Origin of the sequence: Romboutsia sp. Marseille-P6047 (assembly GCF_900604535.1) — a bacterium.
GTDB lineage: Bacteria > Bacillota > Clostridia > Peptostreptococcales > Peptostreptococcaceae > Romboutsia_E.
The window spans coordinates 47,456-60,147 of sequence record NZ_UWOT01000011.1 but is presented as its reverse complement, the minus strand read 5'-3'; the positions used below and the strand labels follow the sequence as shown (position 1 = coordinate 60,147).

Below are 12,692 nucleotides of genomic sequence, written 5' to 3'. Positions count from 1 at the left end.
ATAATTTATAATGTAGATTCATACTCTTCTTTTGTTGAAGGTACTGATATTTCTCCATTTTTAACTTTTTCTTTCATTTCATTTACGAAATCTAAAACATCTGCTGGTACTAATTTTTTAGTAGACTCCGGTATACCAACTCCATCTTCTTTAAGTCCATATATTTTCTCTTGTCCACCTTTTAACTTACCATTGACTAATTCTTTTACCGTATCATATACACCAATATTAACCTTTTTTAGAGCTGAAGTTAAAACATTTTTTGGAGCTAAGTTGCTTTGATCTTTATCAACACCTATAGCATATTTATTGTTTTCTTTAGCTGATTCAATTGCACCTAATCCTGTTCCACCTGCAGCAGATAATATTATATCTATGTCATTTCCATACATTTGGTTAGCTATAGATTTGCCTTTAGCTGCATCAGAAAATGTGCCTGCATATTGAACATTAACATTAGCATCTTTATTAGCTGTTTTCACACCATATTTAAATCCATATTCGAATCTAGATATAACGCTATTTTCCATACCACCTATAAATCCAATTTTATTAGTATTTGTTGTTTTTCCTGCTATAACTCCAGCTAAAAATGTAGCTTCATTTTCTTTAAATAATATAGGTGTTACATTTTCGGGTATTTTATCATACGTCTCATCTATTATTGCAAATTGTTGTTCTGGATAATTCTTTGCTTGTGTTTCGATATCATCTTTCATAGTATTACCAACACCTATTACTAAATCCATATCTTCATCAACAAGACTTTCTATATTTGAAATATACTCTGATGCTTGCTTAGATTCTATAACTTTTATTTCAATATTAAAATCTTTTTGTGCTTGTTGAAGACCTTCCCATGCACTTTGATTGAAGGATTCATCATTTATTCCACCTGTATCCGCTACCATACCTACTTTTATAACATCATCTGATGATCCATTTGAAGATTTTGATCCACATCCAACTAACATAGATGCAGATAACATTACTGCTGTACCTAATGAAAATATTTTTTTAAATTTCATGTTATTCCTCCTAAATGTCTTTACCTTTTGTTGTCTAAATTTTTATATTATGTTTAATAAACATTAACTACAATTAATTTGAAATAAAAAAGAATCTATTATAATAAAATTAATTATTATAATAAATCCCCCTTATTTTATATTATTCCCACTCTATTGTTCCTGGTGGTTTTGAAGTTATATCATAAACTACTCTATTTGCTCCATCAACTTCATTTACAATTCTGTTTGATATTTTTTCTAAAACATCATACGGCATCTTATACCAGTCAGAAGTCATTCCATCAGAAGATGTAACTGCTCTTAAACCTACTAAGTAAGCATATGTTCTTTCATCTCCCATAACTCCAACAGTTTTTACATCTGGCAATGTCGCAAATGCTTGCCATATTTCTTTATATAATCCAGCTTTTTTAAGTTCATCCATATATATAGCATCAGCTTCTCTTAATATGTCACATCTTTCTTTAGTAACTTCTCCTATAACCCTTATACCTAATCCTGGTCCTGGGAATGGATGCCTAAATATTAAACCTTCTTCTATACCTAACTCTAACCCTATTTTTCTTACTTCATCTTTAAATAATTCTCTTAGTGGCTCAACTATTTGGAATTCTATATCTTCAGGTATTCCACCAACATTATGGTGAGATTTTATAGTAGCTGCTTCTCCATGCCCACTTTCTACTATATCTGGATATATAGTTCCTTGAACTAAAAAGTCCATTTTTCCTAATTTAGCTGATTCTTCTTCAAATACTCTTATGAATTCTTCACCTATTATTTTTCTCTTAGATTCTGGCTCTGTTACTCCCTTTAATTTACCTAAGAATCTATCTTCACAATTAACTCTAATTAAGTTCATATCAAACTTATCTCTGAATATTCTTTCTACATCGTCACCTTCATTTTTTCTAAGTAAACCATGATCAACAAATACACAAGTTAAGTTATCTCCTATAGCTCTGTGTACAAGTACAGCAGCAACAGATGAATCCACTCCACCACTTAATGCACATAGTACTTTTTTGTCACCTATTATAGCTTTTAATTCATTTATCTTATCTTCTATAAATGTATCTGTAGTCCAGTCTCCACTTACACCACAAACATTATATAAGAAGTTAGTAAGAACTTTATCTCCTTCTAAACAATGTTCAACTTCTGGATGGAACTGTACTCCATACAATTTTTTCTCTGTATTTTCCATAGCAGCAACTGGACAATCTTTAGTATGAGCTACTATTTTAAATCCATCTGGAACTCTATCTATTAAATCTGTATGACTCATCCATACAATATTTGTTGACATACCTTCAAATATAGTAGATTCTTCATATTTTATTTCAGTTCTACCATATTCTTTTTCATTAGCATTACCTTTTCTTACATTTCCACCCAATACATGAGACATTATTTGTACTCCGTAGCAAATACCTAGTATTGGTACTCCTATATCAAATATCTCTTTTGATATCGTAGGAGAGTTATCTAAATATGCACTATTAGGTCCACCTGTAAATATTATCCCTTTCGGATTCTTCGATTTTATTGTTTCTATATCTGTAGTATAAGGTATTATTTCACAGTATACATTATTCTCTCTTACTCTTCTTGCTATTAATTGATTATATTGTCCCCCAAAATCAACTACAAGTACTAATTCATGCTTCTTCATATTGTCTACATATCTCCTTGTGAACTATAGTTTGGCGCTTCTTTGCTTATTGTTATGTCATGTGGATGACTTTCTTTTAATGATGCTGCTGTTATTTTTACAAATTGAGCTTTTTCTTGTAATGCAGTTATCGTTTGCGCTCCACAGTATCCTAGTCCAGATCTTATACCACCTAACATTTGGAATATTATATCTTCAGCTCTACCCTTATATGGAACCATTCCTTCAACACCTTCTGGAACTAATTTCTTAGCATCGCTTTGGAAATATCTATCTTTAGAACCCTTCTCCATAGCTGCTATAGATCCCATTCCTCTATATGTTTTATATGATCTACCTTTGTAAAGAACTGTTTCACCCGGACTTTCTTCTGTTCCAGCAAACATTGATCCCATCATACAAACTGATGCTCCACCTGCTAATGCTTTTACAATATCTCCTGAGTACTTTATACCACCATCAGCAATTATAGGTACGTTATACTTTGCTGCAACCTGAGCACAATCCATAACTGCTGTTAATTGAGGAACCCCAATTCCTGCAACAACTCTTGTTGTACATATAGAACCAGGACCAATACCTACCTTTACACAGTCCGCTCCTGCTTTTATTAAATCTTCTGTAGCTTGAGCTGTAGCAACATTTCCTGCTATTACTTGAAGTTCTGGATATACTTCTTTTATTCTTGTAACAGCATTTATAACTCCTTTAGAATGTCCATGAGCACTATCTAAAACAACTACATCAACATTAGCTTTCACTAAAGCTGACACTCTTTCTATAAGGTCTGATCCTATTCCTACTGCTGCTCCACATAAAAGTCTTCCATGTGAATCTTTTGCTGAGTTTGGATATTGAATTTTCTTTTCTATATCCTTTATAGTTATTAAACCTTTTAAGTAACCTTCATCATCTACTATAGGTAGTTTTTCAATTTTATGTTTCTTTAGTATAGCTTGAGCTTCTACTAAATCAATTCCTTCTCTTGCAGTAACTAAATTTTCTTTAGTCATAGCATCTTCGATGCGTCTAGTCATATCATCTTCAAATTTTATATCTCTATTAGTTATTATCCCAATTAACTTATTATATTCATCTACTATTGGAACTCCTGATATCTTATATCTACCCATTATATCATCTGCATCTTTTATTGTATGATCTTTTGATAAATAGAAAGGATCTACTATAACACCACTTTCACTTCTTTTAACTTTGTCAACTTCTAACGCTTGTTCTTCTATCGTCATATTTTTATGGATTATTCCTATACCACCTTGTCTAGCCATTGATATAGCCATTTTTGACTCTGTAACTGTATCCATACCTGCACTCATTAAAGGTATGTTAAGTTTTATTTTATTAGTTAGATATGTTTCTGTCTTAACATTTTGTGGCAATACCTCTGATTTTTGTGGTATCAGTAAAACATCATCAAACGTTAAACCTTCTTTTATTATAGTTGCCATAGTTTTTCTCCTTTCATTATTTACCTTATCGAATTTTTTATTATATATTTGTATTTTTGTTCGTATTAAAAAAGTATAAATAAAAAAACCTGTATAATAACTTCAAATTTTTACTTAGAAGTGAAATTACTATACAGGCTTTCAAAGTATCCATTTATAGCTAACATATAGGGATTCATTTATCAGCCTACATATTTACTTTACTTTGATACTTTGCTAATAATAATTTCACTCATAGTCAAGATATTTACGGTATCTCGGTAGAAACTCCCAAACCTTATTTTCGGGTATATACGAGTGACGTTTAATTTCAATTTTATTTCTTTAGGTGTATATAAATTTATCAAAATTTATTCCTTATGTCAACAATTTAGAATTAATTTTCTGTTTTATTATACAGTTTATTTCAAAATATACTTCATTTATGCTTATATCATATCGTTTTGCTATAGATTTACATTCTTCATACTCAGGAGTAGCTTTAATTAGTTTATTATTATAGTATCCTAACTTTACAGTAACTTCACCATATTTTGTATGTATTTTTTGAAAAGATCTATTTAGTTCCTCTCTACTATACTTATTATACCTTACCCCAAAACTGCTAGTTTGTATAAGTATAATTTCTATAAATCTATTTAAGTCTTGCTCTTTGCACAATACACATAATTTAGTTGCTGGTCTATTTTTTTTCATATATATACTTTCTGTATATATATCTAATACACCCTCATCTAATAATTTCTCATATAAATAAGAGTATACTTCCGGAGACATATCATCAATATTACAAATTATTTCATATATAAATTTTTGTTTTTTTTTATACCTAATACACTTCTCAACATATTAGGTATCTCAAATGTCTTATGACCTATCCCATATCCTATTTGTTTTGGTTCAAATTCTAATACATCAACAAATTCATCACATAATGTTTTTATTATTGCAGCTCCTGTCGGAGTTGTACACTCTCCTTTTACAGAATTTAACTTTATAGGAACTCCTTTTAATATTTCTAAAGTGGCAGGTGCTGGTATAGGCATAACACCATGATCGCATTTCACAAGTCCCGAACCTACTGGAACATGTGTTGAATATATTTTATCCACGCATAGTAAATCTATAAGTATACATGCTCCTACAATATCTACAATAGAATCTATTGCTCCGACTTCATGAAAATGAATTTTATCTATAGTAGTACCATGAACATTAGCTTCAGCCTCACCGATTGTCATAAATACTTTTTTAGCCATACTTTTTACATTTTCATTTAAATAACTTTGATCAATTATATTATATATATCTACTAAATGTCTATGAACGTTTTGCTCTTTTATTATTACATCTACATTTGTCCCTTTTATTCCATTTTCAATCTTAGATATTATTTTTATTTCAAATTCGTTATTTAAATTCAACTTACTCAGTTCTTCTAAAAATATTTCCTTCGAAACTCCTAAGTTTAAAAGAGTTGCTAAAGTCATATCCCCTGATATTCCATTTACAATATCAAAATAAATTATCCTTTGATCCATATCTTACCCCCATTAACCTACTTTAGCTTATTAATCATTGAAGCTAGATAACCTGCTCCAAATCCATTATCTATATTAACAACTGATATCCCAGATGCACAACTGTTTAACATTGTTAAAAGCGATGATAATCCTCCAAAATTAGCTCCATATCCTACAGATGTTGGTACAGCTATTATCGGTACATCTACAAGTCCTCCTACAACACTCGGCAATGCTCCCTCCATACCTGCAACAGCTATTATTACCCTCGCACTTTCAATTATATGCTTTTTACTTAATAACCTATGTATTCCTGCAACTCCTACATCATATATTCTCTCTACAGTATTACCTAAAAATTTAGCTGTATAATAAGCTTCATCTGCTACTGGTATATCTGATGTTCCTCCTGTAATCACAACAATCTTGCCCTTCCCGTTATTTTCTATATCATGATTTTGTATTTTTAAAATTTTCGAAATATCTTCATATTCTGCATTAGGGTAAATTTGTTTTACTTTGTTATAAGTTTCTTTTCTACACCTTGTACCAAGTATATTACTGTTTTTTTGTGTCATTCTTTCTATTATCCCAATAATTTGATCATCATTTTTTCCTTCACAATAAATAACTTCAGGATACCCTGTCCTTATTTTTCTATGATGGTCTATATTAGCGTACCCTATATCCTCATATGGTAAATCTTTAAGGGACTTTAAGGCTTCATCAATATTAACCGAACCATTTTTAACCCCACTTAATAATTCTCTTATATCCATATTATACTCCCCTTAATTTATATTTTAATTTACACTATGTATTAATTATAACTTATCAACTTATGTGTTTTCCATTATTATCCTTATAAAATGCAATAAAAAACGTCATGAAGACATTAAATTTAATATCTTCATGACGTTTTTATTTAAACTTTAATTACATCATCCCTGGCATTCCGCCACCCATTGGAGGTTGTTCTTCTCCTGGTATATCAGCAACAGCAGCCTCTGTTGTTAAAAATACTCCTGCTATAGATGCTGCATTTTGTAAAGCACTTCTAGTAACCTTAGTTGGGTCAACTATACCTGCTTCTATCATATTTACATATTGTTCATTTAGTGCATCAAAACCAACTTCAGGTTCAGAAGTCATTACATTCTGTATTATAACTGCACCTTCAAGTCCTGCATTAATTGCAATTTGTCTTAATGGCTCTTCTAGTGCCCTTCTTACTATTTGAGCACCTATTTTAGCTTCACCATCTAAGTTTTCTATTAGTTTTTCCACAACTGGTATTACGCTTACCAATGCAGTACCTCCACCAGCTACCATACCTTCTTCAACACCAGCTCTAGTTGCATTTAGTGCATCTTCTATTCTTAGCTTTTTCTCTTTCATTTCAACTTCTGTTGTAGCCCCAACTTTAACTACAGCTACTCCACCAGAAAGTTTAGCTAATCTTTCCATTAATTTCTCTTTATCAAATTCAGAAGTAGTTTCTGATATTTGATGTTTTATTTGACTAACTCTATTTTCTATATCTACTTTTTCTCCAACTCCACCTACTATTGTAGTAGTTTCCTTATTAACTTTAACAGAAGATGCTCTACCTAATAATGATAAATCCGCTTCTTTTAATTCATATCCTAATTCTTCAGATATTACTGTTCCTCCAGTAAGTATAGCTATATCTTCTAACATTTGTTTTCTTCTATCTCCAAACCCTGGAGCTTTAACTGCAACAACTTCAAATGTTCCTCTTAATTTGTTAACTACTAATGTAGATAATGCTTCACCTTCAACATCTTCAGCTATTATTAATAACTTTCTACCTTGTTGAACTATTTGCTCAAGAACTGGTAATATTTCTTGTATATTAGATATTTTCTTGTCTGTTATTAATATGTATGGGTCATTTAATACTGCTTCCATCTTATCTACATCTGTTACCATATACGCAGACACAAATCCTCTATCAAATTGCATACCTTCAACTGTATCTAATTCAGTATGCATAGTTTTAGATTCTTCAACAGTTATAACACCATCTCTTCCTACTATTTCCATAGCTTCAGCTATTAATTTCCCAACCTCTTCATCTCCTGCCGATATAGAAGCTATTTGAGATATAGACTCTTTTGTTTCTATAGTTCTTGATTGAGATTTTAATTCTTCAACTGCAACTTCAACAGCTTTTTGTATACCTTTTCTTATAAGTATTGGATTAGCTCCTGCAGTTACATTTTTTAAACCTTCTCTTATAATAGCTTGAGCTAAAACTGTAGCAGTAGTAGTACCATCTCCTGCTACATCATTAGTTTTTATAGCAACTTCTTTAACAAGTTGAGCTCCCATATTTTCAAATCTATCTTCTAACTCTATTTCCTTAGCTATAGTAACACCATCATTTGTTATTAATGGTGCACCAAATTTTTTATCTAGTATTACATTTCTTCCCTTTGGTCCTAATGTAACTTTAACAGTATCTGCTAACTTATTCACACCAGTTTCTAAAGCTTTTCTTGTATCTTGAGCAAATTTAATTTCTTTAGCCATCTTAACCCCTCCTAATTAATTATTCTACAACAGCAAGTATTTCGCTTTGTCTTAATATTGTATATTCTTGTCCATCTAATTTAACTTCAGTTCCAGAATATTTTTGGAATATAACCTTATCTCCAACTTTTAATTCCATAGTTATCTCTTTTCCATCAACAATTCCTCCTGGACCAACTTCAACAACTTCTGCTATTTGAGGCTGTTCTTTAGCAGCTCCAGGTAAAACTATTCCACTTGCAGTTTTTTCTTCTGCTTCAACTTTTTTAATTACAACTCTGTCAGCTAATGGTCTTATTTTCATTGTTTATACCTCCTAATGAATTTTTATATGTAGATTGAAATATTAATTAACTTATATTTTATCACTCTTTAATTAAGAGTGCTAACAATTATTATGATATACCAATCACATATATTTTTCAACTCTTTTTAAGTATTTTAAAACGCCCATTTTAGACATAATTCCCCCTTTAAAATGCATTAATGTTAGAATATTATAATATTGGAGAAAACAATCTAGCTATAGATTCTTTAGACTTTTTAACTATACTTCTATTTTTAAATTCATCTATATTTATTTCTTCACTGTTTTTCATATCCTCAAAGAAGTCATCCTTCATTAATTTAATAACAGTTTGATCATATATAAATGCATTTATCTCAAAATTTAACATGAAACTTCTTAGATCCATATTAGCAGAACCTGTAGATGCTATAATATCATCTATAATAATGACTTTCGAATGAATGAATCCTTTATTATATAAATATACTTTTCCTCCAGATTTCAGGATGTCATCAAAGTATGAATAAGAAGCTGTATTAACTATTTTATGATCTACTATTTTAGGGAATATAATTCTAACATCTACTCCACTTAATGCAGCGCTCTTTAAAGCTCTTAATATACTTTCATCTGGTATAAAATATGGTGTTTCAATGTATATGCTTTTTTTAGCTTGGCATATACCTAAAAAATATGCATAGTGTATAGCCTCCCAATCACTATCTGGACCACTTGCTACAACTTGTATCATAGAATTTCCACATTCACTTAACTTAGGAAAATATTCTTTATCTAATAAAACTTCTTTTGTATTGTAATACCAATCAATTAAAAATGTCATTTGCAACATATATACAGATGTTCCTTCTATTCTAATATGAGTATCTCTCCAATATCCAAACTTTTTGTTTTTACCCATATATTCATCGCCTATGTTTACTCCTCCTGTATATCCTATTTTCCCATCTATAACAGCTATCTTCCTATGGTTCCTATAATTTAATTTACCTCCTATAATAGGAAACTTAGTAGGTAAAAATGGTACAATCTCTATACCATAAGACTTCATCTCATTAAAAAATTTTCTATGAAACCAAAATCTCCAACACCCTACATCATCATATAAAATTCTAACTTTAACATTTTCTTTAGCTTTTTTTATTAATAGTTGTTTTATTTTTTGACCTATTTCACTATCTTTTATAATAAAGTATTCTAAATGTATATGATTATTAGCTTTACTTATATCATCCAAAAGATTTTTAAACTTTTCATTTCCATCTATAAATATATCTACTTTATTGTTTGTAGTGAAAGGAAACATACCTGTATTTAGTAATAAACTTATTATTTTTAGACGTGCGTTGTCCTCTTCATTATCTTTTAAGAATTTGCTTATGCTAATGGTATCTTGTTCTAACTCTATTAATTTATTTATTTCTTCTATATTTTTAAATAGTTTCTCTTCCTTCATATTACTAGCTAACTCTTGGGTTTTAAATATCTTTATTTTCCTTAAATTTCTTCCAAAAACAGCGTAAATAATTAAACCTATCCCTGGTAGTAAAATAAATATCAATAGCCAAGTTACAGTTTTAGAAGGGTCTCTATTTTCAAGTAATATTGTCATTGATATTATGGTCCCTGATATATAGGATAAAATTAAAAATCCTAATATTAAACCTTGTACAATATCCATATTCCCTCCCTATTAGACTATCTACCTATACCCAACTCTCTAGCATAGTAGAATAGATATTGTTGTGCGAACCCAGCTAAATCTCCAAACTTATCAATAGCATATGCTCTTATTTTTGGTAAACTCATATCTTCTGTAACATAAAATTCTTGCATTACTCTTTTTACCCAAACATCAACAGGGAATGTATCATATTTTCTCATCCCAAATAATGCTATACAATCACCGACTTTAGGTCCTACACCATTAAATTTCAATAACTCTTTTAAACATTCATCCGTACTTAATTTAGTATATTCACCCACATTATCATTGTCCTCAACAACTCTTTGAGTTGTGCTTTTTATATACTTATCTCTAAATCCAGTTTGACAGGCTCTTATTTCTTCTTGCGATGCCTTATTTAATTGTTCAGGAGTTGGAAACGAGTAATATTTTTTTCCATTATACTCCCCTATATACTCTCCAAATCTCTCTGATAAATTTTCTATTGCTCTTTGAATCATTGGTATTCTATTATTTGACGAAATTATAAATGATATAAGCATTTCCCATCCATCTTGCTGAAGTATCCTTATTCCCCATCCAAAATCACTTGCTTTATCTAAATATTCATCCATACTTCTCAATGTGTTTTTTATCTCTGTATAATTTCTTTCTAAATCAAAGTAATTAAACCAAATGTTATTAAAGTCCTCTAAATTAGTATTATTTAAATAAACAATATTTCCTTCTCTTTTTACATTTAATATTTTTCCTTTTGCTACACCTGTATAAGAATCATCATCTTGTCTATGCCATCTAAAACATTGACCACATTCAAATATATGCTTAGGATCAAAATCTGTGATTCCTTCTAATACAACTGAGTTTTCTTTTTCATATACATTCATTATTTTTTCTCCTTATTTGTTATTTTTACGTTTGTTTATAGACTTAATTTACCCATTATGCAATTAATTTAAATAATCTTTTTATCATATACAAACTTAGTTCTAAAAATCTAGAGTAGAATTAATTAAAATTTTTTGATAAAATACACTAGACATTAATCAGTAGAAGGTGAACTTATATGAACGATAGAGGTATTTTTATTGCTATAGAGGGTCCTATTGGAGTAGGTAAAACTACTCTTGCAACAATCCTTAATGAACACTTCAATTATACTCTTTTAAGAGAAATAGTTGAAGAAAATCCTTTTTTATCAAAGTTTTATACAGATATAAAAGGTTATGCTTTACAAACAGAAGCATTCTTTTTATTTAATAGAGTAAAACAATTAGAAGACACAGAAAAAGAGCTTTTAAGCAACCATATTGGTGTTGTAAGTGATTATCATATAATAAAAAATCTTATATTTGCAGGTTTAACACTTGATAAAATGCAATTTCATAGATATAAACAAGTGTACAATACTTTTGTTAATGATTTACCTCAACCAGATATAATCGTATACTTGAATTCTGATACAGATGTGTTGATGAAAAGAATTGCTATGAGAGATAGAAGTTTTGAAAGACAAATGGATAGAAATTATATCGATGAGTTAAGATCTGAGTATAAATATTATTTTAACCCCCTATCTATAAAACATAATTTTATGGGAAAAGAACCTATAATCATAGAAATAGATAATTCTAATTTAGATTTCTTAAATAATGAGAAAGACAGAAATTTCATAATAGACAAAGTAACAAAAGCAATGACAACTTTAGGAGGACAGCAACATGTTTAAATTAATAAACCAAAGTAATACTCCCGCTAGTAGAGATAAGTTTATAACTGTAGCAGGAAATGTAGGTGCTGGAAAATCAACTTTAACAAAATTAGTGGGAGAAAAACTAGGTTTTGAAACTCACTTTGAAAAAGTTGATGGTAATCCATACTTAGAAGATTTTTACCAGAATCAAGAGGAGTGGGGGTTTCATCTTCAACTTTATTTCTTAGCTCAGAGGTTTAAACAACAAAAAGAGATTCATACTAACGGACTAAATAATATACAAGATAGAAGTATATACGAAGATGTTGAAATATTTGCTAGAAACTTATATGATAATAAAAAAATGACTAAAAGAGACTATATAACTTACAGGGACTTATTCAATGATATGGTTCCATATCTAAAAAAGCCTGATTTAATGATCTACTTAGACGGTTCTTTAGATACTATAATAGATAGAATAAATCTTAGAGGACGTGATATGGAAAAAGCTGTTGACTTAGAATATTGGTCAAATCTTCATAATAGATATGAAAAATGGATAGCTGAATACGATCAATCTCCTGTTTTATATGTAAATATAAATGAAGTTGATTTAATAAATAATCCAGAACATCTTGACATGCTATGCAGTAAAATAAAAGAAACATTAGGAATATAATTTTTAAATTACTTTTTATAAATAATTATATAAATAAAAAGATGCTTTTTAAGCATCTTTTTTATTTAT

10 protein-coding genes, 1 pseudogene and 1 riboswitch are annotated in these 12,692 nt (G+C 29.6%); of the genes and pseudogenes, 2 read left to right on the top strand and 9 right to left on the bottom strand.

All coding sequences use genetic code 11. The annotated features are described in order from the left end of the window. Window positions 1-5: 5 nt before the first annotated feature. The 9 genes and pseudogenes from EIH23_RS11610 to EIH23_RS11565 form a co-directional block, all read right to left on the bottom strand. Complete coding sequence (locus EIH23_RS11610; protein ID WP_122640450.1) at window positions 6-1,028, bottom strand: BMP family lipoprotein; 1,023 nt, start codon at window positions 1,026-1,028, stop codon at window positions 6-8. Window positions 1,029-1,170: 142 nt separating this feature from the next. Then, window positions 1,171-2,706 (bottom strand): glutamine-hydrolyzing GMP synthase, encoded by a 1,536-nt coding sequence (gene guaA, locus EIH23_RS11605; RefSeq protein ID WP_122640449.1) that lies wholly within the window; start codon window positions 2,704-2,706, stop codon window positions 1,171-1,173. A 5-nt stretch (window positions 2,707-2,711) separates the two neighbouring features. Further along, window positions 2,712-4,175 (bottom strand): IMP dehydrogenase, encoded by a 1,464-nt coding sequence (gene guaB / locus EIH23_RS11600; RefSeq protein WP_122640448.1) that lies wholly within the window; start codon window positions 4,173-4,175, stop codon window positions 2,712-2,714. Between the two features lie 215 nt (window positions 4,176-4,390). Next, window positions 4,391-4,492: riboswitch (purine riboswitch) on the bottom strand. 40 nt (window positions 4,493-4,532) lie between these two features. After that, window positions 4,533-5,665, bottom strand: a pseudogene (gene larC, locus EIH23_RS16650) (nickel pincer cofactor biosynthesis protein LarC). Between the two features lie 68 nt (window positions 5,666-5,733). Next, window positions 5,734-6,477 (bottom strand): nickel pincer cofactor biosynthesis protein LarB, encoded by a 744-nt coding sequence (gene larB / locus EIH23_RS11585; protein WP_122640445.1) that lies wholly within the window; start codon window positions 6,475-6,477, stop codon window positions 5,734-5,736. A gap of 157 nt (window positions 6,478-6,634) precedes the next feature. Continuing rightward, on the bottom strand, window positions 6,635-8,254 hold the full coding sequence (gene groL / locus EIH23_RS11580; protein WP_122640444.1) for a chaperonin GroEL: 1,620 nt from the start codon (window positions 8,252-8,254) through the stop codon (window positions 6,635-6,637). 19 nt (window positions 8,255-8,273) lie between these two features. Further along, entirely contained in the window at window positions 8,274-8,558 is a 285-nt protein-coding gene (locus EIH23_RS11575) for a co-chaperone GroES (protein ID WP_122640443.1), read from the bottom strand. Between the two features lie 193 nt (window positions 8,559-8,751). Beyond that, the gene (gene cls, locus EIH23_RS11570) at window positions 8,752-10,242 is read right to left on the bottom strand and encodes a cardiolipin synthase (protein WP_122640442.1); all 1,491 of its coding nucleotides are present in this window, start codon (window positions 10,240-10,242) and stop codon (window positions 8,752-8,754) included. Between the two features lie 17 nt (window positions 10,243-10,259). Further along, complete coding sequence (locus EIH23_RS11565) at window positions 10,260-11,135, bottom strand: DNA-3-methyladenine glycosylase family protein (protein ID WP_122640441.1); 876 nt, start codon at window positions 11,133-11,135, stop codon at window positions 10,260-10,262. Between the two features lie 179 nt (window positions 11,136-11,314). Between EIH23_RS11565 and EIH23_RS11560 the strand changes: the two genes are divergently transcribed. Together EIH23_RS11560 and EIH23_RS11555 are read left to right on the top strand one after the other, a co-directional pair. Next, window positions 11,315-11,977, top strand: a complete 663-nt coding sequence (locus tag EIH23_RS11560) for a deoxynucleoside kinase (protein WP_122640440.1) — start codon at window positions 11,315-11,317, stop codon at window positions 11,975-11,977. Beyond that, complete coding sequence (locus tag EIH23_RS11555; RefSeq protein ID WP_122640439.1) at window positions 11,970-12,623, top strand: deoxynucleoside kinase; 654 nt, start codon at window positions 11,970-11,972, stop codon at window positions 12,621-12,623. Before EIH23_RS11560 ends, EIH23_RS11555 begins: the two co-directional genes overlap by 8 nt. Window positions 12,624-12,692 lie beyond the last annotated feature (69 nt).